The 26,769-nt window shown below is 73.8% G+C and carries 22 protein-coding genes; 10 read left to right on the plus strand and 12 right to left on the minus strand.

The window, feature by feature from the left end:
* Positions 1 to 42: 42 nt before the first annotated feature.
* On the minus strand, positions 43 to 3,645 hold the full coding sequence (locus tag AC1VM9_RS06375; protein WP_483121852.1) for a DEAD/DEAH box helicase: 3,603 nt from the start codon (positions 3,643 to 3,645) through the stop codon (positions 43 to 45).
* 66 nt (positions 3,646 to 3,711) lie between these two features.
* On the opposite strand from AC1VM9_RS06375, the gene AC1VM9_RS06380 reads away from it, so the two are divergent.
* Complete coding sequence (locus tag AC1VM9_RS06380; RefSeq protein ID WP_481342607.1) at positions 3,712 to 4,170, plus strand: acyl-CoA thioesterase; 459 nt, start codon at positions 3,712 to 3,714, stop codon at positions 4,168 to 4,170.
* Entirely contained in the window at positions 4,167 to 4,673 is a 507-nt protein-coding gene (locus AC1VM9_RS06385; protein WP_483121854.1) for a TY-Chap domain-containing protein, read from the plus strand. Before AC1VM9_RS06380 ends, AC1VM9_RS06385 begins: the two co-directional genes overlap by 4 nt.
* Before the next feature lie 24 nt (positions 4,674 to 4,697).
* Here the strand turns inward: AC1VM9_RS06385 and AC1VM9_RS06390 are convergent, their stop codons facing one another.
* Both AC1VM9_RS06390 and AC1VM9_RS06395 read right to left on the minus strand, forming a co-directional pair.
* On the minus strand, positions 4,698 to 5,558 hold the full coding sequence (locus AC1VM9_RS06390; RefSeq protein WP_483121856.1) for an SDR family NAD(P)-dependent oxidoreductase: 861 nt from the start codon (positions 5,556 to 5,558) through the stop codon (positions 4,698 to 4,700).
* A complete protein-coding gene (locus AC1VM9_RS06395) occupies positions 5,555 to 6,529 on the minus strand; it encodes an NADPH:quinone oxidoreductase family protein (RefSeq protein WP_481342441.1) in 975 nt (324 codons plus the stop codon). Before AC1VM9_RS06395 ends, AC1VM9_RS06390 begins: the two co-directional genes overlap by 4 nt.
* A gap of 69 nt (positions 6,530 to 6,598) precedes the next feature.
* On the opposite strand from AC1VM9_RS06395, the gene AC1VM9_RS06400 reads away from it, so the two are divergent.
* Both AC1VM9_RS06400 and AC1VM9_RS06405 read left to right on the plus strand, forming a co-directional pair.
* Positions 6,599 to 7,891 carry a DUF4921 family protein gene (locus AC1VM9_RS06400; RefSeq protein WP_483121859.1) on the plus strand — a complete coding sequence of 431 codons (1,293 nt, stop codon included), beginning with the start codon at positions 6,599 to 6,601 and terminating at the stop codon, positions 7,889 to 7,891.
* Positions 7,888 to 8,331: an MOSC domain-containing protein gene (locus AC1VM9_RS06405; RefSeq protein WP_483121861.1), complete on the plus strand. Its 444-nt coding sequence runs from the start codon at positions 7,888 to 7,890 to the stop codon at positions 8,329 to 8,331. Before AC1VM9_RS06400 ends, AC1VM9_RS06405 begins: the two co-directional genes overlap by 4 nt.
* A gap of 23 nt (positions 8,332 to 8,354) precedes the next feature.
* Here AC1VM9_RS06405 and AC1VM9_RS06410 read toward each other — a convergent pair whose 3' ends face one another.
* Positions 8,355 to 9,821: a flavin-containing monooxygenase gene (locus AC1VM9_RS06410; RefSeq protein ID WP_483121863.1), complete on the minus strand. Its 1,467-nt coding sequence runs from the start codon at positions 9,819 to 9,821 to the stop codon at positions 8,355 to 8,357.
* A gap of 65 nt (positions 9,822 to 9,886) precedes the next feature.
* Here AC1VM9_RS06410 and AC1VM9_RS06415 point away from each other — a divergent pair, with 65 nt between their 5' ends.
* Together AC1VM9_RS06415 and AC1VM9_RS06420 are read left to right on the plus strand one after the other, a co-directional pair.
* Positions 9,887 to 11,905: an FAD-dependent oxidoreductase gene (locus tag AC1VM9_RS06415; protein ID WP_483121865.1), complete on the plus strand. Its 2,019-nt coding sequence runs from the start codon at positions 9,887 to 9,889 to the stop codon at positions 11,903 to 11,905.
* Positions 11,906 to 12,006: 101 nt separating this feature from the next.
* A complete protein-coding gene (locus AC1VM9_RS06420) occupies positions 12,007 to 12,483 on the plus strand; it encodes an iron chaperone (protein WP_481342436.1) in 477 nt (158 codons plus the stop codon).
* 10 nt (positions 12,484 to 12,493) lie between these two features.
* Here the strand turns inward: AC1VM9_RS06420 and AC1VM9_RS06425 are convergent, their stop codons facing one another.
* From AC1VM9_RS06425 to AC1VM9_RS06435, 3 genes are all read right to left on the minus strand, one after another.
* On the minus strand, positions 12,494 to 13,060 hold the full coding sequence (locus AC1VM9_RS06425) for a hypothetical protein (protein ID WP_483121868.1): 567 nt from the start codon (positions 13,058 to 13,060) through the stop codon (positions 12,494 to 12,496).
* A 101-nt stretch (positions 13,061 to 13,161) separates the two neighbouring features.
* Entirely contained in the window at positions 13,162 to 14,628 is a 1,467-nt protein-coding gene (locus AC1VM9_RS06430) for a multicopper oxidase family protein (RefSeq protein ID WP_483121870.1), read from the minus strand.
* Positions 14,629 to 14,662: 34 nt separating this feature from the next.
* Positions 14,663 to 15,133: a hypothetical protein gene (locus AC1VM9_RS06435; RefSeq protein ID WP_481342433.1), complete on the minus strand. Its 471-nt coding sequence runs from the start codon at positions 15,131 to 15,133 to the stop codon at positions 14,663 to 14,665.
* A 188-nt stretch (positions 15,134 to 15,321) separates the two neighbouring features.
* On the opposite strand from AC1VM9_RS06435, the gene AC1VM9_RS06440 reads away from it, so the two are divergent.
* On the plus strand, positions 15,322 to 17,472 hold the full coding sequence (locus tag AC1VM9_RS06440) for a sensor histidine kinase (RefSeq protein WP_483121872.1): 2,151 nt from the start codon (positions 15,322 to 15,324) through the stop codon (positions 17,470 to 17,472).
* A complete protein-coding gene (locus AC1VM9_RS06445) occupies positions 17,465 to 18,142 on the plus strand; it encodes a response regulator transcription factor (RefSeq protein WP_483121874.1) in 678 nt (225 codons plus the stop codon). Before AC1VM9_RS06440 ends, AC1VM9_RS06445 begins: the two co-directional genes overlap by 8 nt.
* 37 nt (positions 18,143 to 18,179) lie before the next feature.
* On the opposite strand, the gene AC1VM9_RS06450 is transcribed toward AC1VM9_RS06445, so the two are convergent.
* The 3 genes from AC1VM9_RS06450 to AC1VM9_RS06460 all read right to left on the minus strand — a co-directional run bounded on the left by AC1VM9_RS06450 (position 18,180) and on the right by AC1VM9_RS06460 (position 20,788).
* Positions 18,180 to 19,214: an LLM class flavin-dependent oxidoreductase gene (locus AC1VM9_RS06450; RefSeq protein ID WP_483121876.1), complete on the minus strand. Its 1,035-nt coding sequence runs from the start codon at positions 19,212 to 19,214 to the stop codon at positions 18,180 to 18,182.
* 94 nt (positions 19,215 to 19,308) lie between these two features.
* Positions 19,309 to 19,767 (minus strand): P-loop NTPase family protein, encoded by a 459-nt coding sequence (locus AC1VM9_RS06455; protein ID WP_483121878.1) that lies wholly within the window; start codon positions 19,765 to 19,767, stop codon positions 19,309 to 19,311.
* A 469-nt stretch (positions 19,768 to 20,236) separates the two neighbouring features.
* Positions 20,237 to 20,788, minus strand: a complete 552-nt coding sequence (locus tag AC1VM9_RS06460; RefSeq protein WP_481342427.1) for a dihydrofolate reductase family protein — start codon at positions 20,786 to 20,788, stop codon at positions 20,237 to 20,239.
* 75 nt (positions 20,789 to 20,863) lie between these two features.
* Here AC1VM9_RS06460 and AC1VM9_RS06465 point away from each other — a divergent pair, with 75 nt between their 5' ends.
* Positions 20,864 to 21,367, plus strand: coding sequence for a PH domain-containing protein (locus tag AC1VM9_RS06465; protein ID WP_481342426.1), 504 nt, complete (start codon positions 20,864 to 20,866; stop codon positions 21,365 to 21,367).
* Entirely contained in the window at positions 21,364 to 22,890 is a 1,527-nt protein-coding gene (locus AC1VM9_RS06470) for a PH domain-containing protein (protein ID WP_483121881.1), read from the plus strand. Before AC1VM9_RS06465 ends, AC1VM9_RS06470 begins: the two co-directional genes overlap by 4 nt.
* A 331-nt stretch (positions 22,891 to 23,221) precedes the next feature.
* Here the strand turns inward: AC1VM9_RS06470 and AC1VM9_RS06475 are convergent, their stop codons facing one another.
* Complete coding sequence (locus tag AC1VM9_RS06475; RefSeq protein ID WP_483121883.1) at positions 23,222 to 25,048, minus strand: BCCT family transporter; 1,827 nt, start codon at positions 25,046 to 25,048, stop codon at positions 23,222 to 23,224.
* 288 nt (positions 25,049 to 25,336) lie between these two features.
* Positions 25,337 to 26,743, minus strand: coding sequence for a cation:dicarboxylate symporter family transporter (locus AC1VM9_RS06480; RefSeq protein WP_483121885.1), 1,407 nt, complete (start codon positions 26,741 to 26,743; stop codon positions 25,337 to 25,339).
* Between the last annotated feature and the right edge of the window lie 26 nt (positions 26,744 to 26,769).

Raw genomic sequence — 26,769 nt, forward strand, 5'->3', positions numbered from 1 at the left:
TCAACAGGGCTTGAGGTCAAGCGGACCCGTCGTCCGGGCGGCTCAGTCGAGCCCGAGCAGGTCGCGGACGTCGTCCGAGGTGATCGCGCCGGAGAGCGACCCGCCCTCGTCGACGACACGGTCGAACAGGTCACGCTTGCGCTCCTGGAGCGCGACGACCTTCTCCTCGATGGTGCCGGCCGACACGAGCCGGTACACCGTGACGGGCTTGTCCTGGCCGATGCGGTGGGCGCGGTCGATGGCCTGGGCCTCGGCCGCCGGGTTCCACCAGGGGTCGAGCACGAAGACGTAGTCGGCCTCGGTGAGGGTGAGCCCGAACCCGCCGGCCTTGAGGCTGATGAGGAACGCCACCGCGTCACCCTGGCGGAAGCCGCGGACCACCTCCTGGCGGTCGGTCGTCGAGCCGTCGAGGTAGGCGGTCTCGAGACCGGCCTTCGCCAGCGCCGCCTCGACGAGGCGCAGGAACCCGGTGAACTGGCTGAAGACGAGCGCGCGGTGGCCCTCGGCGGCGAGCTCGCGCAGCTGGTCGACGAGGAACTCCACCTTCGCCGCGGTGGCCCGGCCAGCCTGGGCGGGGTCGACGAGCGAGGGCTCGAGGGCGAGCTGGCGCAGCCGGGTCAGGGAGGCGAGGATCGCGACGCGGTTGCCGTCGGGGTCGCCGAGCAGGCCGAGGATGCGCTGGCGCTCGCGCTGCAGGTGCTGGTCGTAGACGTGCCGGTGCACCGGGTGCGGCTCGAGCGGCACGACCTGGACCTGCTTGGGCGGCAGGTCGAGGGCCACCTGCTCCTTGGTGCGGCGCAGGACGAGAGGGCGGATGCGCCGGCGGAGCAGGTCGAGCAGGTCGGGTCGCTCGCCCGACTCGATGGGCCGCCGGTAGCTCTGGGTGAACACGTCGGGGCGCGGGTAGAGGCCGGGCGCCGTCAGCGACAGCAGCGACCAGAGGTCCATGAGGGAGTTCTCGAGCGGCGTGCCGGTGACGGCGAGCGTGAACGGCGCACCGAGCCGCCGGACCGCGACGTGGGTCTTGGCCTGACGGTTCTTGACGAACTGCGCTTCGTCGAGGACGACTCCGCCCCAAGCGATCTCGTGGAAGGCATCGGCGTCGAGACGCAGCACGGCGTACGAGGTGACGACGACCTGGGCACCACCGACGGCGTCCGGCAGGACCGTGCCGCGCTTGCGCCCCGTGGCGGTGACGGCGACGGTGCGCAGGTGCGGGGCGAAGGTGTCGATCTCCTGCAGCCACGTGCCGACGACGCTCGTCGGCGCGACGACGAGGACGGGCCCCCGGGCACCCGGGGACCCGGTGCTCGGGCTGCCGAGCTCGCCGCGGTCGTGCGCCCGGGCGAGCGCGGCGATGACCTGGAGGGTCTTGCCGAGGCCCATGTCGTCGGCCAAGATGCCGCCGATGCGGGCGTCCCACAGCCGCGCCAGCCACCGGTAGCCCTCGAGCTGGTAGGGCCGCAGCGTGGCGCGGAGCGCCCGCGGGACCTCCGCTGCGGGCGCGTCGGCGAGGGGTGCGAGCGCCGCGACGTTGGCGGCCCACCTGGCGCTCTGCTGCTCGACGACGCCGAGGGCCGCGAGCTCCTCCCACAGGTCGGCGTGGTGGGCACTGAGCCGCAGGCCGCCGGTCTCGGGGTCGGCGAGCTCTCGCGCCTCGTCGATGAGCGTGCGCAGCCGGACCAGCTCGGGCCGGTCGAGCCGGAACCACGAGCCGGAGTCGAGGAGCATGATGTCCTCGCCGGCGGCGAGCGCGGCGAAGAGCGGCTCGAAGGGCACCTCCTCGCCGTCGACCTCGACCGTGACGCGCAGGTCGAACCAGTCACCGGGCTCGGCCTGCTCGCGACGCCGGGCGGGCCCTGGACCCGAGCCGGGCGGCAGCGCTCCCGTGACGACGTCGGTGGCCCCGATGCGCACCACGGGCGGTGCCGTGACCTCCTCGTACGGGGGGAGGTCACCGTCGACCTCCACGGTGACGTGCTCGTCGGCCTCGAGGGCCGGCAGCTGTTCGGAGACGAACCGCGCGGCGTCGGGGCCACGCAGGTGCAGGCGCGAGCGCAGCCACGGCAGCCCCTCGGCGAGGCCACCGACGGCCCCGGGCACCTCGTGCAGGGACGTCGCCGCGCGCGTCGCCGCGGTCTCGGCATCGCGGTCGCGGGTGCGACGGATGCCGAGCAGCCCCAGCGCGCCCCCGTGGGTCCCGCCGGCGGAGGGTCCGTGCGCCGCACGCTCGGTGATCGGCCGAAGGACGCCGTCGTAGGCGTGCCCGAGGTCGACCCGGACCTCGCCCGGGACGTCGTGGACCACCCTGACGTGCACGGTGACCCGTTCGGGCGCGACCTCCCCGCCGGCGGGCGTGTCACCGACGGGCAGCGGCACCTCGGAGCGCACGCGCACGCGCTGCCGCAGCCCCGGCACGGTCGACCCGAGGAACCGGGCGCGCTCGTCGGCGGGCACGCGCAGACCGGCGCGGGCCTGCTCGAGCGCTGCGCTCGCGAGCCCGAGGTCCTGCTCGAGCGGCACGAGGGTGAGGGCTCCGTCGTCGGCGGAGACGGCGACGCCGTGCACCGGGTCGCCGAGGAAGAGGACCTCGCCACCGCCTGCGTCGGCGGCGTGGGCGGCGTCGGCGGCGCCGGTGGCCTCGTCCGCATCGTCACCGCCGCCACCGGGCAGACCGGCGACGCGCAGCCGGACGACGAGGTCGCCCGAACCGTCAGGGGCCCGGCGCACGTGCAGCTCGAGGGTGGCCGGCTCGTCGACGACGGTGACCGGCCCCACGACGCCTTCACCGGGCAGGAGGACGACGCCGGCGTCGCGGGCGCGCGACAGCAGCGGCCACACGTCCGGGCTCGCGTCGAGGGCGATGGGCGGCGCGGCGGTCAGGTACGTCGTGCCGCCCGAGGCGTGGCGCGCGGCGTCGTAGAGGCGGGTGAGCGCCCGCTCGTGCTCGGGCAGGAGGCGGATGCCGGCACGCCACTGCGGCAGCGCGTCGTGCCAGGTGAGGGTGCGGTGCCACGTGCCGGCGCGCGTCCACCGCGTGGGCCGGAGGCCGTACCCCGGCTCGGGCAGCCCGCCGCGGCCGCGCGGGTCGCGGTAGACGACGTCGACGAGCAGGCCCGCGGGCATGAGGTCGCCCTGCGGCTCGGGGCGTGCGTCCGGCGCAGGAGCGGCCGCGGTGCGGGGACGGATGTGCCCCAGGACCTCGGACCAGTGCACGAGCCGTGGCGCCCCCTCGGGCCGGCGCTCGACGAGCCCGGCGCTGGCCGGCTCGCCGACCCGCGGGCCGTCCTCGGGCTCCACGACGGCCTCCGGCAGGACGCCGTTGGCGACGTCTCGCGCGGTGAGGAGCAGGGCGACGACGTGCTTGCAGTCGGTGGCGACGGGACAGCTGCACCGCCCGTTCCACAGGTGGGCGCGGCCCTTCGGGTGCGGTCGCGCCTCGATGATCGTCTGGTAGGTCTCGGCGCCGCTGCCGTCGATGGTGCCGAGGATCATGAGCCCGTCGGGCCGCGTCGCGATGGACCGGACCCGGCGCTCGGCGGCATAGGCCTCGCCGCGACCGAAGGTGCGCGAGCCGACCTGCTGGGCGATGTCGGGATCGGTGACCTGCCCGACCCACGTCGCCCGCCCCACGCTCCACGCCATCCCTCGACTCTAGGTCGGGGTGCCGACACCCGGCGGCACGGTCCACAGGTCCGGCAGGATGGGCGGATGGCCGACCCGCGCTCGCTGACGCTCGCCGACTTCCCCGTCCACCGGGCGGTGACGACGCGCTGGTCGGACAACGACATGTACGGCCACCTCAACAACGCCGTCTACTACGAGCTGTTCGACTCGGCGATCAATGGCTGGCAGGCCGAGCACGAGACGATCGACCCGACCCGTGACCCGACGCAGGGCGTCGTCGCCGAGTCCGGCTGCGTCTTCTACGCCGAGGTCGCCTTCCCCACGCCGCTCGTCGTCGGGCTGCGGGTGACGCGTCTCGGCACGAGCAGCGTCACCTACCAGCTCGGCCTCTTCGCCGACCCGGCGCACGGCGGCGAGGGGGACATCCGGGCGCTGGGCCACTGGGTGCACGTCGAGATCGACGCCCGGACGCGCCGCCCCACGCCGATCCCGGACCACCTGCGTGCCCTCATGGCCGGGGCAGTGGTCGAGGTGGACGCGTGAGCGGCGCCGGACGTCCCGGTGGGCGTCACGGCACGCGTCACGAGGGCCACCCGGAGGAGTCGTGGGAGGGCTGGACGCGGCGGGTCGCGACCGACCTGGCCGCACTCGCCGAGGGCGGCTGGGAGACGTTCGCGGTGCACGCGGACGTCGGAGGCGCGCGGGACGAAGGGCCGGCCACCGCGCGCTCGAGCGGGTTGTTCCGTCGACGCCACCGAGGCGAGTCCGTCTCTGCCGCAGACGTCTTCGTCCAGGCCAGCCGACTCGAGGGCGTGCTCGTGCTCGAGTGCGTCGCCGACCCGGAGTTCGAGGGCCTGACCGCCCTGGCGACCCACGACGTCGAGGCCCTCACCGCGCTCGGTTGGGAGACCGTCGCGGACGAGGCCGACCTCGGCCGCGTGCTCGGACCGGATGCCGCCGAGGAGGCGGCCGCCCTCGTGGCGGCGACGCTGCGCGACGTGCTGGGGGCCACGGCGCCGTCGGCGGTGGACCGCCGGCACGGCTGAGCCAGAACCCTTCCGGGTCGGCTCTCAGTCCTTGTGCAGGGCCTCGAGCGGGTGCGCCCCCGGCGCACGACCGCGGGCCAGCTGCGTGGCCGCCCGGCGCATCGCGGCGGTGTAGAGCGGCCGGACGAACCGCTTGGCGCGCCAGGCGACGCGTCCCTCTATGTCGGTGAGCACGACGTCGCGCCGGGCGTCGATGCCGCGCAGCACGATCGCGGCCACGTCGTCGGCCGAGCGCCGGGACCCCCTCACCATGCGGCGTCCGGCGTCCTCCAGCTCGGCGTCGGTGCCCCGGAACGACGCGTCGAGGCCGCTGCGGAAGAACGACGGGCACACGACCGTCACGGCGATCCCGTGCGGCGCCAGCTCGTGCGAGAGCGTCTCGCTCACCGCGACGACGCCGGCCTTGACGGCGTTGTAGGCGGCCATCCCCGGCGCGTGGACGAGCCCGGCGAGGGATGCCGTGTTGACGATGTGCCCGCCGCGCTGCTGCTTGAACAGCGGCGTGAAGGTGCGGCACCCACGGACGACGCCGAGCAGGTTGACGTCGACGACCCGGCGCCACTCGTCCATCGTCGCGACGTCGATGCGCCCGCCCGCGGCGACACCGGCGTTGTTGACGAGGACGTCGAGCCCGCCCCACGTCTCCCGGAGGTGGGCGAGGGTGGCGTCCCAGTCGGCGTCGCTGCGCACGTCGAGGCGGCGGTAGCCGACGGACGCGGGCAGCACGTCCGGCCGCTGGGTCGCCAGGTCGGTGGCGAGCACCCGGTCGCCCCGGGCCGCCAGAGCGCGGACCAGGGCGAGGCCGAGCCCGGACGCACCACCGGTGACGAGGAGGCGACGCGGCGGCTCGGGAGCGCGGGTCCGAGACGGCACGAGCGGCCTCACGAGCCGCGGACCCTGATCGTCACCTTGCCCGTGGCACGACGCTCGTCGAGCTCGGTGAGGGCCGCCGTGACGTCCTCGAGCGCGTGGCGGCTGCCGATGGGCGGCTCCAGCAGGCCCTGGCCGAGCAACGGGAGAAGGGCCTCCCACTGGGCGCGCACGAACTCGGGGCGCTTCTGCCAGAAGGCTCCCCAGCCGACTCCCACGACGCTGACGTTGTTGAGGAGCAGCCGGTTGACCTTGACCTCCGGGATCGACCCACCGGTGAAGCCGATGACGAGCAGGCGTCCCTCCGGCGCGAGGGCGCGAAGGCTGTCGGTGAAGCGGTCGCCGCCGACCGGGTCGACGACGACGTCGACGCCGCGCCCCTGGGTCAGCTCACGCACCGCGTCGAGGAACCCGTCGACGGGCACGACGTGGTGGGCCCCCGCGGCCCGGGCCACGGCGGCCTTCTCGTCGCTCGACACGACGGCGACGACCCGCGCGTCCATGGCCCGTGCCAGCTGGACGGCGGCCGTGCCGATGCCGCCGGCGGCGCCGTGCACGAGGACCACCTCGCCGCGCTCGAGGCCGGCACGCCGGGTCAGCGCGAAGTGGACCGTGAGGTAGTTCATCGGCAGGGCAGCCCCTGCGGCGAACGAGATCCGGTCTGGCAGTGGGAGGACGAGCGGCTCCGGCACCGCGACCTGCTCGGCGAACGCCCCGAGCACCGGGAAGGCGGCGACCCGGTCGCCGACCGCGAGCCCACTGCCCTCGGACACCTCGCGGACCACGCCGGCGCACTCGGCCCCCGGAGTGAAGGGCGGCTCGGGCCGCAGCTGGTAGAGCCCCCGGGTCAGCAGGACGTCCGGGAAGGCGACACCGGCCTCGTGGACGTCGACGACGACCTGGCCCGCGGCGAGGGTCGGGGCCTCGACCTCCTCGACCCGGACCGAGCCCGGGCCGTCGAGCGTCGTCACTCGGGCGGCGCGCATCATCGGGCTCCTTCGCTGCGCGGGTCGTCGACGTCCACGTGCCGACGCTAGCCCACCTAGTCTGGAGGCGTGAGCCAGCCACCGCTCCAGCCGACGCCGCACCCCCTGACGCGGCTGCCCGACGGCACCGTCAAGCAGGTCAACCCGCTCACCGGCACCAAGGTCTGGACGCTCCCCGGCCGCGCGGCGCGACCGGTCGACGTGCCGGGACGCGTGCCGCTGCCGATCGAGCCCGGGGACCGCGACCGGCACTGCGCCTTCTGCGCCGGCCGCAAGCTCGAGACCACACCGGAGGTCGCCCGGGTCGTGCGCACCGGTGACGGCTGGACCCAGCTGCGCGGCGTGCTCGCCGACGAGCTGGACGACACCGTCGCGGAGTTCCGGCTCGTCCCCAACCTCCACGAGATCCTCGGCTACGACTACTGGCACCTGACCCACGGCTTCGAACCGACGCCGGAGTCGCAGGCTCGCCGCGCCGCCTACCTCTCCACGCCGGCCGGGCATGCGCACGTCACCTCGTTGGCCCGGATCCGCATGCGGGCCAAGGGTGCTCGTGGGGCCGAGGCCGAGCCGCTCGCAGAGGACGCCCTCGGTCGCGAGGCCGCGGGCCTCTTCGCCGCCAACCACCAGGTGGTCGTCGCCCGGCGCCACTACGTGGACGACGCCGTCGACGACACGCAGCTGGCCGCGTCGGGCACCCTGACACCCGACGAGCACGAGCAGTACGTGCGCCTCGGCATCACGGCGATGCACGACATCTACCGCGGCAACCCGTACGCGAGGTACGTGTCGGTGTACCAGAACTGGCTCGCGCCGGCGGGCGCCTCGTTCGAGCACCTCCACAAGCAGGTCGTCGCCATCGACGAGCTGAGCGCCCAGAAGGAGGCGGAGGTGCGCCGGGTGCGGAGCGAGCCGGGCGTGTTCCTGCGCTGGGGGGCGCGCTATGCCGAGGAGCAGGGTCTCGTCGTCGCTCGCAGCGAGCACGCCGTGGCCTTCGCCGGCGTCGGCCACCGCTATCCGGCGCTCGTCGTGCACCTGCTCGACGGCGAGCCCTGCCCGTGGGAGCTGTCCGACGAGCAGGTCCGCGACTTCTCCGACCTCGTCCACGCCTGCCACGCCGCCACCGGCGACCACGTGCCCTCGAACGAGGAGTGGCACCACCGGCCGCCGTCGGTCGACGTGCCGATGCCGCTGCGCGCCGTCATCAAGTGGCGCATCTCGACGCTCGCCGGGTTCGAGGGCGGCACGAAGATCTACGTCAACACGATCGACCCGTGGACGCTGCGCGACCGGGCCGTGGGCCGGCTGCGCGAGCTCGCCGACACGGGTGGCGTCTCACCCCGCGTCGAGGTGGCGGCGTGAGTCCCGTCGTCGTCGCCATCCACGTCGCCAAGGCCCGTCGCCTGCCCACCCGGTCGGTGCAGAGCGTCGAGGCCGAGGCGGGGGTCGGGCTCGTCGGGGACCGCTACCACGGCAGCCGGCACCGCCACGTCACGGTGCAGGCGGTCGAGAGCCTGCAGGCGGCCGCCGAGGAGCTCGGCCGTCCCGTCGACCCGGGCCTGACGCGTCGCAACCTCACGATCAGCGGCTCGGTCGTGCCCCGACGCCCCGGGGAGCGCATCCACATCGGCGACGTCGACCTCGAGGTGGTCCGGGTCGCGGCGCCGTGCCGGCTGCTCGACGACGAGCTCGGGCCGGGCGCCGCACGCGCCCTCCACGACCGCGCCGGAACGGTGTTCCGGCTGCTCGGTTCCGGCACGATCCGCGTCGGCGACCCCGTCGACCTCGAGCCCGGCCGGTGAGCGGCGGCTGAGCCGCCGGCGGCTCAGCGGGAGAACTCCATCCCCTCGGTGAGGTCACCGCGCAGCAGGTCGCGGCGGTCGAGCAGGTAGTTCTGGCGCATGAGCCACGGTGCGCGGTCACCCTGCCGCGGCAGGAGGTCGGCCGCGCGCGTCACGTAGCCGGACGACAGCGGCAGCAGCGCACTGCCCGCCATGCCCTCGGGTGCGCGCGGCACCGCGGCCCGCCAACCGTGCGCGTCCATGTGGGCGATGAGGCGGCACACGTAGCGGCTGGCGAGGTCGGCCCGGAGCGTCCACGACGCGTTGACGTACCCGACGCTCACCGCGAGGTTGGGCACGTCGGCGAACATCAGCCCACGGTAGACGACGAGGTCTCGCGTCGGTCGGGTCTCGCCGTCGACGTCGAACTCGATGCCGCCTGCGACCTGCAGCCTCAGGCCGGTCGCCGTCACGACGACGTCGGCCGCCAGCTCGCGCCCCGACGTCAGGAGCAGCCCGCGCCCGGTGAACCGCTCGATGGTGTCGGTGACGACCTCGGCGCGCCCGGCTCGGACCGTGTCGAAGAGGTCACCGTCGGGCACGAAGCAGATGCGCTGGTCCCACGGGTCGTAGGCCGGCGTGAAGTGCTCGGCGACGGCCGACGCGGACCCGAGGGCCTGTTCGGCGCCGCGGAGCAGCAGCCGACGGGCCAGGGCCGGCCGCCGCCGGCTGAGCTGGTAGAAGGCGCCTGCCGTCAGCACGTTCTTGTAGCGCACCGCGGTGCCGGAGACCCGGCGCGGCAGGGCACGACGGAGCGCGTCGCCGACCCGGTCGCGACGCGCGAGCGGCACGACCCACGAGGGGCTGCGCTGGAGCATCGTCACCCGGGCACCGCGGTCCGCGAGCGCCGGCACGAGGGTCACCGCGGTGGCACCCGACCCGATGACGACGACCCGCCGGCCGGCGACGTCGAGGTCGGCGGGCCAGGACTGCGGGTGCACGACCCGTCCGCCGTACGCGTCGCCACCGGGGATGTCGGGGGTGTGCCCCTGCTCGTAGTCGTAGTAGCCGCTGCACAGGTGCAGGAAGCTGCACGTCAACCGGGTCCGGTCGCCGGCGTGCTCGACGGTGAGCGTCCACCGGGCGTCGGTGCTCGACCACGACGCCGCGACCACCCGGTGGCCCAGACGGACCCGCTCGTCGATGCCGTACCTGGCGGCGGTGCGGCGGATGTAGCCGAGGATGCTGGCCCCGTCGGCGATCGCGTCGCCCTCGGGCCACGGCTCGAAGGGGAAGCCGAGGGTGAACATGTCCGAGTCCGAGCGCACGCCCGGGTACCGGAACAGGTCCCACGTGCCGCCGACCGCGTCGCGCGCCTCGAGCACGGCGAAGGAGCGGCCCGGCAGCATCGTCTGGACCCGATAGGCCGCGCCGATGCCGGACAGCCCCGCGCCGACGACGACGACGTCGAGGTGCTCGGGCCGGTCGGCGGGGTCGGAGGGTCGCGTCACCCCGCCATTGTGACGTGTGCCGCGCGGCTCGCTACCCCGCGGTAACCGCGGCTACCCTCGGGCGGGTGAGCCCGTACCCGCACCTGCTCGAACCGCTCGACCTCGGCTTCACGACGCTGCGCAACCGCGTCGTCATGGGCTCGATGCACACGGGGCTGGAGGACCGCGTTCGTGACCTCGACCGGCTCGCCACGTACTACGCGGAGCGGGCGCGGGGCGGCGCCGGGCTCATCGTCACCGGCGGTTTCGGGCCGAACCTCGAGGGCACCCTCTACCCCGGCGGGTCGGCGCTGCTCACCTCCCGGCAGGCGCGCCGGCACCGCCGCATCACCGACGCCGTGCACCGCGAGGGGGGCCACATCGCGCTGCAGGTCCTCCACGCCGGCCGGTACGCCTACCACCCCGCCTCCGTCGCCCCCTCGCGGCTCAAGGCCCCGATCACCCCGTTCACGCCGCGGGCGCTGTCGACGAGGGGCGTCGAGCGCACCGTTCGCGCCTACGCCCGGTGTGCGCGCCTGGCCCGCGAGGCCGGCTACGACGGCGTGGAGATCATGGCCTCCGAGGGCTACCTGCTCAACCAGTTCCTCGCTCCGCGCACCAACCGGCGGACGGACCGCTACGGCGGCTCGGCACAGAACCGGCGCCGGCTGCCGGTCGAGGTGGTCCGCGCGGTCCGCGAGGCGGCCGGCGAGGACTTCGTCGTCGTGTACCGCCTCTCGATGCTCGACCTCGTGCCCGACGGGCAGTCCTGGGACGAGGTCGTCGCGCTCGCCCGCGAGGTCGAGGCCGCCGGCGCGACGATGATCAACACCGGCATCGGGTGGCACGAGGCCCGGGTGCCGACGATCGTCACGTCGGTCCCGCGCGGCGCCTTCACCTCGGTGACGGCCCGCCTGCGGCCGGAGGTGTCGGTGCCCGTCATCGCCTCCAACCGCATCACGATGCCCGACCTCGCCGAGCAGACCCTCGCCGACGGTCGCGCCGACCTCGTCTCGATGGCCCGGCCCTTCCTCGCCGACCCGGAGTGGGTGCGCAAGGCCGAGCAGGACCGCGCCGACGAGATCAACACGTGCATCGCCTGCAACCAGGCCTGCCTCGACCACACGTTCGCCAAGAAGACCGCGACGTGCCTCGTCAACCCGCGCGCCGCGCACGAGACGCTCCTCGTCCTCGCGCCGACGCGTCGGGCCAGGTCGGTCGCCGTCGTCGGCGCCGGCCCGGCCGGCCTCGCGGCCGCCACCTCGCTGGCCGAGCGCGGCCACCGCGTCGAGCTGTTCGAGGCCGGCGACGACATCGGTGGCCAGTTCGCCATCGCGATGCGCATCCCGGGCAAGGAGGAGTTCGCCGAGACCGTCCGGTACTACCGGCGGCGCCTCGAGCTCGCCGGGGTCAAGGTGCACCTCGGCCGCCGCGCCAAGCCGGCCGACCTCACCGAGTTCGACGAGGTGGTCGTGGCCACCGGCGTCGAGCCGCGGATCCCGGCGGTCCCGGGCATCGACCACCCGAAGGTCGTCACGTACGCCGCGGCCGTGCGCGGCGAGGTCCCCGTCGGCCGCCGCGTCGCCGTCATGGGCGCCGGCGGGATCGGCGTCGACGTGTCCGAGTTCCTGACGCACACGGCCTCGCCGCTCGGCGTGGAGCAGTGGATGGCCGAGTGGGGCGTGGGCGCGCCGGACGCGTCACGCGGTGGCCTCGTCGAGCCCCGGCCCGAGCCCTCGCCCCGTGAGGTGCACCTGCTCCAGCGCAAGGAGACGCCGATCGGCAGGGGGCTGGGCAGGACAACGGGATGGGTGCATCGGGCGGCCTTGAAGGCCAAGGAAGTCCATCACCACGTCGGCGTCAACTACGAGCGCGTCGACGACGCGGGACTGCACGTCAGCTACGGACCGGACCACCGCGACCCGACGGTCCTCGCGGTCGACACCGTCGTGCTGTGCACGGGCCAGGAGCCGGTCGACGGGCTCGTCGCGCCGCTGCGCGAGCTCGGCATCCCGGTCCACGTCATCGGTGGTGCCGACGTCGCTGCCGAGCTCGACGCCAAGCGGGCCATCCGCCAGGGGACCGAGCTCGCCGCGCGTCTGTGACGGACCGACGCGCAACCGATCAGTTTTCGAGAAGCGCCCATGTCGGGCGGGCGTCGAGGATGGGACCGGACCACCCACTCGACCCAGATCGGAGCCCCGACATGGCCACCACCCGTTCGACGACCACCCGCTCGACGACCACCGCGAGGACCACGAGCCCGCAGGCCTTCACCGCCGAGGAGAAGGCCGCGATGAAGGAGCGCGCCACCGAGGTCAAGGCCGCCCGTCGCAAGGGCACCGACCCGGCCGAGGCGCGGGCCCAGCTGCTGGCCAAGATCGCCGAGATGGACGGCCCGGACCGTGCCATGGCCGAGGGGGTGCTCGCGCTCGTCGAGAAGGCGGCGCCCGACCTCGAGCCCGGCACCTGGTACGGCATGCCGTCGTGGTCCAAGGGCGGCAAGGTCGTCTGCTTCTTCCAGCCGGCGGCCAAGTTCAAGGCCCGGTACTCGACGCTCGGGTTCAACGACCCGGCCGCCCTCGACGACGGTGACCTGTGGCCCACCGCGTACGCCCTGCTCGCACTGACCCCGGCGGTCGAGGCGCAGCTCACCGCCATCGTGAGGAAGGCCGCCGGCTGAGCCGGCCCGGTCACACCCGGCGGAGGTGTCGAGCCAGCCGGACGGTCCAGACCGGCAGGAGCACGTAGGCCCCGAGCCACGCGCCGGCCTCCGCCAGGTGGGAGTGCCACTGCGCGTCCGCGAGGTCGTCGACGCCGGCCAGCAGCCCCGGCAGGGCGAGCACCCCACCGAGCAGGAGCCATCCCGTGAGGCGCCCGAGCACGACGGGTCCGGTCGCCGGCCGCCCGGCCCGTGCCGACGCGGCGTCGGCGAGCAGGAGCCAGGCGCCGACGCCCGCCAGCCCGAGGGTCGACACGAGGCCGGCCAGGTAGAAGCCGGTCGTCTGCGTGACGACGAGCCACGTCCCCCACGCCAGGCCGACGGCACCGGCCGCCGCCGCGGCCGGTGCCACGTCCGCCCGCCGGCCGCCGGCCCCGTCGAGCCTGACGAGGACGGCGAGCAGCAGCACCCAGCAGCCGAGGAGGGCGTTGGCCCAGTCGTTGACCGCGCCGAAGACGCCACCGACGGCGTAGAGCAGGACCAGGCAGCCGACCGCGACGAGGGCAGTGGCCGCGAGCGCCAACGCCACCAGGGGCATGGCCTCCCGCCGGAGCCGGGTGGCAGTCGGCCGACGACCCGGGGCCGACGACCCCGGCGTGCGAGTGCCACGGATGACGTTGTGGGACATGGCGGTTCACCTCATTCGGGTTGGTTGCCGGCGCTGCCGCCGAGCAGGTAGGGGCTCGTCACGCCGTCGTACGACAGGTGCGCGACGAGGCCCTCCCCGGCGTGCCGGAGGTTGTGGCAGTGGTCCATCCAGATGCCGGGGTTGTCCGCCACCAGGGCGACCTCGAGCTGCTCACCGGGCGCGACCTCCAGCGAGTCGACCCACCAGGGGGCTCCCGTGGAGGGCACGCCGTCGCGCGACAGGACGACGACGTGGTGGCCGTGGAGGTGCATGGGATGGCTCTCGGACGACTCGTTGACGATCCGGAACCGGACGACGTCACCCTCGGTGACGTGGAACATCGGCACGTCGGGGTAGAGCCGGCCGTTGACGGTCCAGTACATCCCGGGCCGGCCGTCGAGGAGTCCCGGACGCCGGCCGATGACGTAGTCGAAGCGACGGTCGGGGGCACCCGCGTCGAAACCCAGCGGCGCGGGCGAGCCGTAGGTGAGCAGGTCGAGGACGCGCGCCGGCTGCCGCACGAACGGCGCCGACCCGGCGCCTCCAGCGCCCCCGACGACGATGCTGCGGGACCCGCCGAGCTGCACCCGCACCGACGAGCCGTCCGTCGGGGCGTGCACGAGGAGGTCGGCCCGCGCCCCCGCGGTGACGTCGACACGCCGGCCGGACACCTCGGTGGCACCGACGAGGTCCGTCCCGTCGACGGCGACGAGGGTGAAGGGACCACCCACCCAGACCGCCATGAGGGCGTCGTCGGTGTTGACGACACGGATCCGCACGGCGCCACCCGGGTCGACCGCCACGTGCTCGTCACCGACGCGGCCGTCGAGCGTCGGCTGGCCGCCGAGCTGGTGGACGAGGGCGACGACGTCACGGTCGACGCGAGGGATGATGCCACCCGCCGGTTCGACGACGATCGCGCCGTAGAGCCCGCGCCGCACCTGCTCGTGGGACACCTGGTGCGAGTGGTACCAGTACGTTCCGGCCTGCGCGGCGACGAAGCGGTAGGTGTGCTCACCGCCCGCCGGGACCGCGTCCTGGGTCACGCCGGCGACGCCGTCCTGCGAGGCGGGCACGTCGATCCCGTGCCAGTGCAGCGTGGCGCCGTCGGTCACCGACTCGTTGACGAACCGCACCTGCACGAGCTGTCCCTGGCGCACGCGCAGGGTCGGGCCGGGTGAGCTGCCGTTCAGCGTGTACCCGTCGACGTCGACACCGTCCGGCACCCGGATCGTCTGCCGGCGGGCGACGAGGGTGAGGGACACGTCGGCCGGACGGCGGGGGTCGACCACCAGGTCCGCGACGCTCGTGCCGCCCGGCCGACCGACGGACGCCCCTGCCCCGTGCCCCATCGCGTGGTCTCCACGGCCCAGCTCGGCCGTCCCCATGTCCATGACGGACCACGCCGAGGGGAGCCGGCTCGCGGCCCAGCCCCACCCGACGAGCACCAGGAGGCAGGCGAGCCCGACGAGGCTCACGAGCCGGCGTGACAGGCTGGTCCGCCCTGGGGGCTCAGCCCCGGGCATCGGCGGGCACCTCCGTCGGCACGGCGTCCGCCGGCGCACGCACCGCCGCGAGCCGCGCGGCCTGCATCGCGACGACGAGGAGCGCCAGGGCGTTGGCCCCGTGGACGGCGCCCGTGAACGGCACGTCGGTGATCGAGTAGCCGAGCATCACCTGGACGACGACGAGCCCGAAGACCCAGGCCGCGGTGCGGATCCCCTTCGGCACGTGGGCGAAGAAGGCGACGACGAGCAGGGCGAGGGCGAGCAGCGGGATGACGACCCCACCGTTGACGAAGTGGATCGGGAAACCGACCTCGCCGACCCAGCCGAGCTCCGAGTCCTCGAGGGAGGCCTTGTCGACGACGCCGCCCTCGGACACGTGGTGGACGAGACCCCCCAGACCGAGCGCGATGGCGGCCGCCTGGACGACGACCTCGACGACGATGAGCCAGCTGAGCACGCGGTAGACCCTGCGCATGGTCGTTCCTCTCCGGTACGCGTCGGGTGTGCCCGCCTCCCACCGGCGGTCCCGCGCACGCCTCCCACGATCCGGCCGCTTCCGCGAGCCGGGAACGAGGCGGGCCGCACGGACGGTGGGGGCCGTCCTCCACCGGCAGGTAGGGCTGACCCGCTGACGCGTCGAGCGTGCAGGGACGATCATGAGGTGTGGCCAGCAGGCGCGTGTGGTTGCTGATCTTCGGCGTCGTCGGGACGGCGTCGCTCGCCTACGTCTTCGTCGTGCGCGGCATCCTCTCGCCCGGCACCGCGGGCGAGGGGCTGGGGTGGCCGGTCTTCGGCGTGCTGCCCATCTACGCCTTCGGGTTGTGGCTGCTCACCGCGACGTCGTCCAGGACGGCCCTGTACGTGGCCCTCGGTGGGACCGCCTCGGCCGTCGGGTCCGCGTACGAGGCGTACCTGTGGACCCACGTCGACGTCCTGCGCTCGAGCACCTTCGCGCTGCTCAACCAGGTGGGGCTGGCGGCCGACGCCCTCGCGTCGATCGGCTTCCTGCTGATGTTCGCGACCTTCCCGGACGGTGTCCTCGAGCACCGCTGGCAGCGCGTCGTCGTCCGGTTCGTGTGGGTCGGGGTCCTCATCGGCCCGGCCACGCTGCTCACCGATCCGCAGGTCGTGCTGCCGGAGTACATCGGTCTCGACGGCCGCACGCTCACGAACCCGTACGCCGTGCCGGCGCTCGCCGGCCTCGAGCCGGTGGTCGACGCCGTGCTCCGACCGTGGTGGGTCGTCCCGGGGCTCGCCGTCCTGGTGTTCTTCTCGCGCTGGCTCTTCGGTCCCCCGGCCCGGCGCGCGCAGCTGCACGTCATGGGCGCCGCCGTGACCTTCACGCTCCTCGTGTACATGTTCTGGGACGGGATCGCCCTGCCCCGGTTCGCGGGAACGCCCGTCGCGACCGTCGCCTCGGTTCTCGTCGCCGTCGCCGTCATCGCCCTGCCGGTGGCCGGCATCCACGGCATCCTGCGCCACGGCGCCTACGACGTCAGGGTGGCCGACCGCGGAAAGGTCGTGGTCCGCTCCTCGGCCACGCTCATCACCATCCTCTACGCCTGGGGGGTGGCGGCGCCCGGGCTGCTGCTCGCGCAGACCCTGCCCCCGGCGACGGCGGTCATCGTCACGACGGCCATCGCCGTCCTGCTGCTGCCCGTCCGGGCCTGGCTGGGGCGAGCCATCACCCGGCTCGTCTTCGGCAACCGCGACGCGCACCTGACGCTGCTCGGCGACCTCGGGACGCGGCTGGAGCAGGCCGTCGACGCGGACGAGGTGCTGGCCCGACTCGCCCAGGGGGTGCGCGACGGGGTGGGTGCGGCGTGGGTCCGCATCCGCCTGGCCACCCCCGACGGGCGCACGGTCGACGCACCCCGTGCGGTGTCGGGCGAGGTCGTCGGCGACCCTGCCACGGGGCTCGACCTCGTGCAGGGCGGTGCCGTCATCGGCCGGATCGACCTCGGTCCGGCCAGACGTGGTGCCTACACCCTCGCCGAGCTGACCCTGCTCGAGACCGTGGCCCGCCAGGCCACGACGGCCGTCGCCAACGTGCGGCTGACCGCCGAGCTCGCGGACCAACTCGACGAGCTCACCGCGTCGCGCACCCGCCTCATCACCGCCCAGGACGCCGAACGCCGGCGCATCGAGCGCGACCTCCACGACGGCATCCAACAGAGCGTCGTGGCGCTCATCGCGGGTCTCCGGCTCGCGCGCAACCGGCTCGACCGCGCGGACCTCGACGCCGACGAGCTGTCCGAGCTGCAGGACCAGGCCCGGGAGATCCTCGCCGACCTGCGCGAGCTCGCCCACGGCATCCACCCGCAGGTGCTGAGCGACAACGGCCTCGTCGCGGCGGTCGAGTCGCGCACCGCACGCTTCCCGGTGTCCCTCGCCATCGAGGCGGACGACGTGGTGCGCGCCCGTCGCTTCGCCCCCGACGTCGAGACCGTGGCGTTCTACGCGATCCGCGAGGCCCTGGCCAACGTCGCCAAGCACGCCGGCGCGCAGCACGCGCGGGTCGCCCTCGCCCTGACTCCGGCGGGGTTGCGGCTGGAGGTCGCCGACGACGGGCTCGGTTTCGACCCGGAGGGCCCGGCCTCCGCCGAGCAGGCCGGGCTGGCCAACATCCGTGACCGCGTCGTCGCCCTCGGCGGCCACGTCCACGTCGACAGCGCCCCCGGCACCGGCACCCACCTGGTCGCCCTGCTGCCCCTGCGGGACCAGCAGGGACCCGGTCGGGCCGCCGCGCCCGCCGCGCCCACCGCGCCCGCCACGCCCGCCATTCCGGTACAGGTCGAGCCCGCCCGTGCGTGAGTCCGTGCGCATCGTCATCGCCGAGGACAACTACCTCGTGCGAGAAGGTCTGCGCCGCCTGCTCGAGGACTCCGGCGAGGTCTCGGTGCTCGGGTGCGTCGGCACCGCCACCGAGCTGCTCGACGCCGTCCGCCGGCTCGGGCCCGACGCCGTGCTCACCGACATCCGGATGCCGCCGACGCACCGGATGGAGGGCATCGAGGCGGCCCACGCGATCCGGGCCGCGCACCCCTCCACCGGGGTCGTCGTCCTCTCGCAGCACACCGACGAGGCCTACGCGCTGGCGCTGTTCGACGGTGGTTCGGCCGGGGTCGGCTACCTGCTCAAGGACCGCATCGGCGACCTCGAGGACCTCGTCCACGCCCTGCGGGAGGTCTGCGCGGGGGGCTCGGTCGTCGACCCGCAGATCGTCGACGCGCTCGTGCGCCGCCGCAGCCGCGGAGCCACGAGCCCGCTCGCGACCCTGTCACCGCGCGAGCTCGACGTGCTGCGCGAGATGGCACTGGGGCGCACCAACGCCGGGATCGAGGCGTCGCTGCACCTGTCGTCGTCGACCGTGGAGAAGCACGTCAACGCGATCTTCACCAAGCTCGGCCTGTCGGAGGCCCCGGTGCACCGTCGGGTCGTCGCGGTGCTCGCCTTCCTCGAGAACTCGCCCGCACTGGGGTGAGCGGGTCGAGGAGGAGGTCCGAGGGCGTGAGCCCTCCTCACGCCCCGTCGAGCTGCTCGCGCACGCGCGGCACGACCTCCTCGGCGTAGAGGCGGATGCAGCTCATCCGCTGCTCGTGCGGCAGCGTGCCGAACGAGTACTTGAGCTGGAACCGCGACACCCCGAGGAGCCGGACCGTGTCGACGATCTTGGCGGCCACCGTCTCGGGCGAGCCGCAGTACACCGCGCCGTCGGGGCCGAGCTGGCCGAGCGCCTGCTCCCTCGTCATCGGCGCCCACCGGCGCTCGCGGCCGAGCTTGTTCATGTACGGCACGAAGTGCGGCACGAACTCCTCGACGGCCTGCTCGTCGGTCGCCGCGACGTAGCCGGGCGAGTGCACCCCGACCCGCTGCTCCGGCTTGCCGAGCTCCGACAGCGCGCGGCGGTAGAGGTCGGCGAGGGGCACGAACTGTCGCGACGAGCCACCGATGATGGCGATGACGATCGGGAAGCCGTAGTGGGCCGCCCGGACGACCGACTGCGGTGTGCCGCCGACCCCGACCCACACCGGCAGCCGCCCGGACTCGGTCGCCGGCATGACCCGGTCGACCTGGACCGGTGGCCGGATCGTGCCCTCCCACCGCACGGGCCGCTCGGCGACCACCGCGGCGAGGAGGTCGAGCTTCTCCTCGAAGAGGGTCTCGTAGTCCGACAGGTCGAGTCCGAAGAGCGGGAAGGACTCGATGAACGACCCGCGGCCGACCGTGATCTCGGCGCGGCCGTTGGACACGGCGTCGAGCGTCGCGAACCGCTGGAAGACGCGGATCGGGTCGTCGGACGACAGGACGGTGACCGACGTGCCGAGCCGGATGCGCCCGGTGCGGGAGGCCAGCGCCGCGAGGAGCGTGTCGGGCGCGCTGACGGCGTAGTCGGGCCGATGGTGCTCGCCGATCCCGAAGAAGTCGAGCCCGAGCCGGTCGGCCAGCTCGCCCTCGGCGAGGACCTCGCGCAGGACGACGGCCGGGTGCAGCGGCTGCCCGTCCGGGCCGTCCGCGATGTCACCGAACGTGTCGAGACCGAGTTCGAGAGCCATGCGCCCCATCGTAGGGAGGCCCGTCACCTCGGCCGGCAGACCGACGAGGCCGCTGGCACGGCCGCGGGCACGGCCGCTTGACGGCCCGACCTCCTCAGGCGGCCCGTTCGGGTCCCGGCGCCGCCTCGAGCCCGAGGTGCTCGCCGACGAACGCCCGGATGCGGTCGGTGTGCTCGGGCCACGAGCCGGCGTCGGTGCGCACGACGAGGGTCGGCAGCGGCAGTCGCGGCAGGAGGTCGAGCTCGACGGCGCGGCGATGGCGCATGAACTCGACGTAGCCCTCGAAACCCGCGAGGCCGCGGGCCAGCCCCCAGCCCTGCTGCGTGTGGTAAGCGACGACGGCCTCGAGCCAGGCGTCCGGACGTTCGGCCGCCGCCTTCTCGAGGACCGGCGCCGGGTCACCGGCGTCGAGGTACACGAGCGCCGGAGCGCGGTCCGACACCGCCTCGACGAGCCCGCGGACGTGTCGCTCCAGCACCGCCGCCGGCTGGTCGAACCGGGCCACGAACGCGCAGACGGGGTTCTGGAGCAGGACGCACTCCCAGACGTGCACCTCCGCGCGGCTCGGCGGTCCCGAAGCGGCGCCAGCTGTCGGTGAGGACGCGCCCGTGCAGCTCGGGCGTGACGTCACCGTCGTAGCCGTCGTGACGGCTCAGCCGGTCCACGAGCTCTGCGGGCAGGTGCCCGTCGCGGCCGATGCGGACGAGCCACGCGTCACCGGCCCGCTCGGCGGCACCGATGAAGGCATCTGCGGCAGAGGGCATCTCGCCAAGCAGCTGCACGACGGCGTCGTTCGTGAGGACCGCGACCTGCTCGAGGTCGACGGGGTGGTCGGTGCGCCCCTCCGGCCACTGCTCGACCGCGACGCCGCGGCCCGCGAGCCAGTGCCGAGGCCGTGCGCCGTCGTGCTCTTGCCCGAGCCGGGCAGACCCTCGACCATCACCAGACCCGACATGTGCCTCACCCCAACCTCGATGCGCCCGGTCCCGTCTCGTGGAGGGACGCCGGAGGCTCGCGCGGGCTCACGGCCCCGCAGGGGGACCGTAGGCCAGGTGCACGACGCCGTTGTCGTAGACGTCGGAGCCCTTGAGCCGCAGCGTCGTCGGGCCACCGCCGTCGGCGAACAGCCGCCCACCCGTGCCACGTGCCACCGGGTAGACGAACAGGTGCAGGTCGTCGACGAGCCCGTCGGCGAGGAGCGCCCGCACGAGTGTGCCGCTGCCCGAGACGTACATCGCGCCGTCCACGGAGTCCTTGAGCCGGCGGATCGCGTCGGCGTCGTAGGGCAGCACGGTCGAGGGTCCCCACTCGACGCCCGGCTGTTGCGAGGCGACGACGTACTTGTGGGTCTCGTTGAAGAACGGGGCCCCGGGGTCGTCCTCGGCCGTCCGCGTCGACCACGCCGGCGCGAACATCTCGTAGGTGCGCCGGCCGAGCAGGATGGCCCGGGCGGCGCCGGTGACATCGGCGAGCGTCTCCCCCATCCGGGGGTCGAAGCCGAAGTCGAACGTCCAGGACGGGTCCTCGAAGACGCCGTCGAGGGAGATGAACTCGTGCACCGCGATCGTTCCCATGGGCACACCATCGCACGACACGTGCACGCCGTCGTGCTGTCCCGCCGACCGGGTTCCGTGTGACACCGTGGACCCATGCAGACCGAGGAGGCAGCGATCCTCCGTGCCCCGGCCAACCTCGTGTCACCTCGCGCGGTGACGCTCTGGACCGTCGAGGCGCTCGTGCCCGTCGTCGGGCTCCTCGTGGCGCAGGTGGTGTGGTGGGTCGCCGACGACGCCGGTGGCCGGTCCACGCACTGGGCCGTCGGCGTCGCGTGGCTCGTGCTCTCGGTGGCCTACGTCCTCGTCATGCCCCGGTGGCGGTGGCGCGTGCACCGGTGGGAGGCCACCGGGCGGGCCATCTACACGCAGACCGGCTGGCTGCGCCAGGAGCGACGCATCGCCCCGATGAGCCGGGTCCAGACCGTCGACCTCGAGCGTGGGCCCGTCGCCCAGGTGCTCGGGCTGGCGTCGGTGACCGTGACGACGGCGTCCGCGGCGGGCCCGTTGCGCATCCACGCGCTCGACCTGCCGGTGGCCACCGAGCTGGTCGAGACGCTGTCCGCGGCGGCCGTCCTCGAGAAGGGCGACGCGACGTGACCGAGCCTGCCCCCGCAGACCCGGTGCCCGAGACCGAGTGGCGACGCCTCGACGCGCGGATGCTCCTCATCCACCCCGTCGAGACGCTCGTCCGGCTGCTGCCCGCCGTGCTCGCCCTGCTCGTCGCCCGGGCGAGCTCCGACAGCGACCAGCCGTGGGAGCTCTACGCCCTGCCGGTCATCGTCGGCTTCGGGGTGCTGCGGTGGTTCACGACGCGGTACCGCATCGCGGCCGGCCGCATCGAGCTGCGCCGCGGCCTGCTCACCAAGCAGACGACGACGGCCCAGCTCGACAAGGTCCGCACCGTCGACCTCACCGCGCGGGTCTACCACCGGCTGCTCGGCCTCGCGAAGGTCGAGATCTCGACCGGTGGCAGCCAGCGGGACCGGCTCGTCCTCGACTCGCTGCGGGTCGAGGAGGGACGCCGGCTCCGGGCCGAGCTGCTGCACCGCATCGACCCGGCGGTCACCGCGCTCCCCTCTCCCACCGGTGCTCCGCTGCGGCTGGACGAGGACCTCTCGGAGGTCCCGGCTGCGGGGTGGGAGTCGCTGCCCGTCGACGAGGAGCTCGTGCGGCTGGACCCGACGTGGGTCCGGTACGCGCCGTTCACGCTGACCGGGATCGCGACCGCGGCCGCCGGCGTGGGCTTCCTGTTCCAGGCGGTCGGGCGGGTGCGCGACCAGGGCGAGGTCATCGCGTCGGGGGCGGAGTGGCTGCGCGGCCTGGCGGTCTGGCTCGACGTGCTGCTGGTGCTCGTCGTCGTGTCGGTGCTCGCAGTCGGCGCCTACGTCCTCAGCTTCTGGGGCTTCCGGCTCACGCGCAACCGCCTGGGCAGCCTCCACACCCGCCGGGGCCTGCTGACCACGCGCGAGACGAGCATCGACCGCGGCCGCGTCCGTGGCGTCCAGGTCGACGAGCCGGCGGGCCTGCGTCTCGTCGGCGGCCGGCGCCTCAAGGTCGTCACCACGGGGCTGCTGCGTGAGCGCGGCGGCGCCGACTGGCTCGTGCCGCCCGCCCCGGCTGGTCTCGTCGTCCGCGTGGCCGCAGACGTCGTCGCGGACGGGGACGCGGTGAACGCGCCGCTGCGGCGGCATGGGCCGGCGGCCTTGCGGCGCAGGCTGACCCGGACCCTCGTGCCCACCGTCGCCGGCCTCATCGGCCTGGCCGTCCTCGTCGCCACGACCGAGGCGCCGGCGACGTGGTACCTGGCGGCGCCCGTGCTGGTCGGCCTCGCGGCCTGGCTCGGCCTCGACCGGTACGCCGGGCTGGGGCACCTCGTGACGCCCCGCCACCTCGTCGCGCGCGAGGGCTCGCTCGACCGGCGCCGGGTCGCCCTCGACCGCGACGGCGTCATCGGCTGGACGGTCCGCCGGTCCTGGTTCCAGCGGCGTGCAGGAGTGGCCACCCTCGTCGCGACGACGGCGGCCGGCGCCTCGCACTACGACGTCGTCGACGTGCCGGTGGAGCGGGCCTACGCCGTCATGGCGCAGATCAGCCCCGACCTGCTCGCCGAGTTCAGCTGAGGCACAGCCCCACTCGGCGAGCAGACGGCATGGGGTGGTCCGGGAGCCTGCTCGTGGCGTCGACACCGACCGCCGCCGAGGCGCGCACCGTCCGCGGCAGCCGCGGCCACCTCATCGTGCCAGCGGTGAGGTGACGACCTCGTACGGTCGGCTGCCCCGTTGCCCCGACCGCGCCACGGCGCACTTGTGGCGGCCGATCCAACCCCGCACCCCCACGCAACCGCGCCTTGGCGCACCTGTGGCGGCCGATCCCGCGTCAACCGCCACGCAACCGTGCCATGGCGCGGTTCTGGCGGCAGGTGGGCGCTCGGTCCGGCTCGACCGCGGGTGGTCAGAGCCGCATCGAGGCCCCGACCCGCTGCGTCTTCTCGCCGATCTCCTCGGAGACCGTCGGGTCGGCGCCGGTCGCCGCGTCGGCGTCCTCGGACCACTCGGTCGGCACGAGCTCGCCGACGCCTTCACCGGGCGCGGTCTCCTGCACGGTGAGCGTGAAGTCGTCACCGTGCTCGCTCACGCCGGTGACGACGGCGTGCTCGACGGCGGCCGCCGCGTACCGGCGCCGCACCACCTGCGGGTCGCGCGAGAGGTCCTTCACCAGCGCCGCGGCGAGGCCGACCATGATGACGAGGAACGGCAGCGCGGCGACGATCGTGACGTTCTGCAGACCCGAGAGCGCGTCCTCGCCGCCGATGACGAGCATGATGGCGGCGACCGCGCCCGTGGCGGCGCCCCAGAAGATCACGGTCCTCCGCGACGGCTCGAGCGTCCCCTTCTCCGACAGCGTCCCCATGACGATCGACGCGGCGTCGGCGCCCGACACGAAGAAGATCGCGACGAGGACCATGACGACGACCGCGGTGACCGTCGGCCACGGCAGGTTGCCGAGCATGGCGAACAGGGTGCCCTCCGCGGAGGACTGGCCGGCGATGTCCTGGCCGTGCTGCTGCTGCCAGATGCCGGCGCCGCCGAAGATGGCGAACCACACGAGCGAGACGACCGACGGCACGAGGAGCACGCCCGTGACGAACTGCCGGATGGTGCGCCCCCGCGAGATGCGGGCGATGAACATGCCGACGAACGGCGTCCAGCTGACCCACCAGGCCCAGTAGAAGATCGTCCAGGAGGCGAGCCAGTCCTTCATGCCGGCGCCGCCCGCGGCGTCGGTGCGGGCCGACATCATGGCGAGGTCCTGCACGTAGGAGCCGATCGTCGTCGGCAGCAGGTCGAGGATGAACACCGTCGGGCCGACGACGAACACGAAGAACGCGAGCGCGACCGCGAGCACCATGTTGATGTTCGAGAGCCACTGGATGCCCTTGGCCACCCCCGACACGGCCGACAGGATGAAGGCGACGGTCAGCACCGCGATGATGCCGATGAGCAGGCCGTTGCCGACCGGGCCGACGCCCGCGACGAGCTGCAGGCCGGAGCCGATCTGCAGGGCGCCGAGACCGAGCGAGGTGGCCGAGCCGAACAGCGTCGCGAAGACGGCGAAGACGTCGATGACCTTGCCGGCGGCGCCGTTCGCCCGTCGCTCGCCGAAGAGCGGGGCGAAGGCCGAGCTGATGAGCAGCGAGCGGCCCTTGCGGAAGACACCGTAGGCGACGGCGAGGCCGACGACGGCGTAGATGGCCCACGGGTGCAGCGACCAGTGGAACATCGTCGTGGCCATGGCGGTCTGGACGGCCGCCGGGTTGCCCGCGGCGCCGGTGCCGGGCGGTGGGGTGACGAGATGGCTCACCGGCTCGGTGACGCCGTAGAACATCAGGCCGATGCCCATGCCGGCGGAGAACATCATCGCCACCCAGGAGGAGGTGCGGAACTCCGGCTCCTCGCCGTCACCGCCGAGCGGGATGTTGCCGTAGCGGCTCGCGGCGAGCCAGACGACGAACACGACGAAGCCCGAGGCGACGATCGAGAAGAGCCAGCCGGTGTTGTGCACGACGAACTCGAGGCCGGTGGAGGCGCTCGTGCTGAGGCTCCCGGTACCGAGCGCGCCCCAGAGCACGAACCCGATGGCGACCGCGGCGGCCACCCAGAAGACGGGCTTGTCGAGCCGGGACGGGGCCGCCTCCTCGTGGTTGACGGGTGGCGGTTCGAGGGCGGGGTGCAGGGCCTCGCGCGGCTCCTGCGGGGTCTCGTCGGTGTCTCGGGTCATCAGGGCCATACGTCGTCGACGGCACCCGACGAGGGATGCCGCCAGTCTCCTCACGTCTCGGTGTCTCAGCGGTTTCGTTCGGCCGTCAACCCTGCCGAAACGGAACGCGACGCGCAAGACGAGACGCCGGACGGCGCAGTGCATCCCACGCCAGAGCCGTCCGAAACCCTTGTCCCCCAGCACAGTCGGTGGGTCCCCGTGGCATCGGTGACCCTGGTCACCCCGGACGTGCAGCACCGGCGCGGCCTGTGCGGCCGCGCCGGTGCGCGTCGGGGTGGTGGTGGTGCGTCAGCGTGCGCCGACCAGCTGGCCCTCGGCGGGGCGGTCCACCGAGCTGTCGGGGACCGGCGCCTCCACGGCGTCGGACTCTGCGTCGAGCATGCTCGACTCGTCGAACGGCAGCTCGCCGGCGAGGACGAGTCGCGCCTTGTCCTTGTCGATCTCACCGACCCACGTGCCGATGATGACCGTCGCGATGGCGTTCCCGGCGAAGTTCGTCAGGGCGCGGGCCTCGCTCATGAGCCGGTCGATGCCGACGATGAAGCCGACACCGGGCACGAGGTCCGGGCGGTGCGACTGGAGACCACCGGCGAGGGTCGCCATGCCGGCGCCGCTGACGCCGGCCGCGCCCTTGCTGGCGACGATCATGAAGACGAGCAGGCCGATCTGCTGGCCGAGGCTGAACGGCTTGTCCATGGCCTCGGCGATGAACAGGCTCGCCATCGTCAGGTAGATGGCCGTGCCGTCGAGGTTGAACGAGTAGCCGGTCGGGACGGTGATGCCGACGACGGGCCGGGAGATGCCCAGGTGCTCCATCTTGGCGATGAGCCGCGGCAGGGCCGACTCGGACGACGACGTGGACAGGATGAGGAGGAACTCGCGGCCGAGGTAGGACAGCAGCGACCAGGGGCCGATGCCGGTGACGAGCTTGAGGATCGAGCCGAGGAAGGCGAAGACGAAGATGAGGCAGGTGACGTAGAAGGCCCCCATGAGGATGGCGAGGCTCTTGAGCGAGCCGATGCCGGTGGCGCCGACGAGGGCGGCCATGGCGCCGAAGGCACCGATCGGAGCGGCCCACATGACCATGGCCATGAGCCGGAAGACGAGCCGCTCGAGGTGCTTGATGCCGCCGAGGATCGGCTCGCCGGCCTTGCCCATCTTCTGCAGCGCGAACCCGACGAGCAGGGCGATGAGCAGCGCCTGGAGCACCGAGCCCGAGGTCAGCGCCGACACGAGCGTGTCCGGGATGAGCCCGAGGAGGAAGTCGACCGGGCCCTCGACCTTCGCGTCGACCTGCGAGGCGCCCGACTGCGCGACCGCGGCGGTGAGGTTGAGGCCGTCACCGGGGTGGATGATGTTGCCCACGACGAGGCCGATGCCGAGCGCGACCGTCGACATGACGACGAAGTAGCCCAGCGCGAGCCCGCCCACCTTGCCGACCTGGGCGGCCTTGCGGACCGAGCCGATGCCGAGCACGATCGTGCAGAAGATGATCGGCGTGATCATCATCTTGATGAGGCTGACGAACCCGGTGCCGAGCGGCTTGAGGCTCTTGCCCACGTCGGGGAAGGCCCAGCCGACGATGATGCCGGCGACCATCGCCACGATGACGGCGACGTAGAGGAAATGGGTGCGGTCGCGCTTCTGTCGTGCCCCGGTGTGGGCGTCGACGGCGCTGTCGGCGGTGGAACTCACGGTGACCTCCGTTGGCGTGGGCCGGG

It is taken from the genome of Monashia sp. HAY1-11D, from assembly GCF_056868035.1.

Bases quoted from the DNA above. Each gene is read 5' to 3' on its own strand.
- AC1VM9_RS06375 (WP_483121852.1), bottom strand. From the start codon at position 3,645: ATGGCGTGGAGCGTGGGGCGGGCGACGTGGGTCGGGCAGGTCACCGAT.
- AC1VM9_RS06380 (WP_481342607.1), top strand. From the start codon at position 3,712: ATGGCCGACCCGCGCTCGCTGACGCTCGCCGACTTCCCCGTCCACCGG.
- AC1VM9_RS06395 (WP_481342441.1), bottom strand. From the start codon at position 6,529: ATGCGCGCCGCCCGAGTGACGACGCTCGACGGCCCGGGCTCGGTCCGG.
- AC1VM9_RS06420 (WP_481342436.1), top strand. From the start codon at position 12,007: ATGGCCACCACCCGTTCGACGACCACCCGCTCGACGACCACCGCGAGG.
- AC1VM9_RS06425 (WP_483121868.1), bottom strand. From the start codon at position 13,060: ATGCCCCTGGTGGCGTTGGCGCTCGCGGCCACTGCCCTCGTCGCGGTC.
- AC1VM9_RS06435 (WP_481342433.1), bottom strand. From the start codon at position 15,133: ATGCGCAGGGTCTACCGCGTGCTCAGCTGGCTCATCGTCGTCGAGGTC.
- AC1VM9_RS06450 (WP_483121876.1), bottom strand. From the start codon at position 19,214: ATGGCTCTCGAACTCGGTCTCGACACGTTCGGTGACATCGCGGACGGC.
- AC1VM9_RS06460 (WP_481342427.1), bottom strand. From the start codon at position 20,788: ATGGGAACGATCGCGGTGCACGAGTTCATCTCCCTCGACGGCGTCTTC.
- AC1VM9_RS06465 (WP_481342426.1), top strand. From the start codon at position 20,864: ATGCAGACCGAGGAGGCAGCGATCCTCCGTGCCCCGGCCAACCTCGTG.
- AC1VM9_RS06475 (WP_483121883.1), bottom strand. From the start codon at position 25,048: ATGACCCGAGACACCGACGAGACCCCGCAGGAGCCGCGCGAGGCCCTG.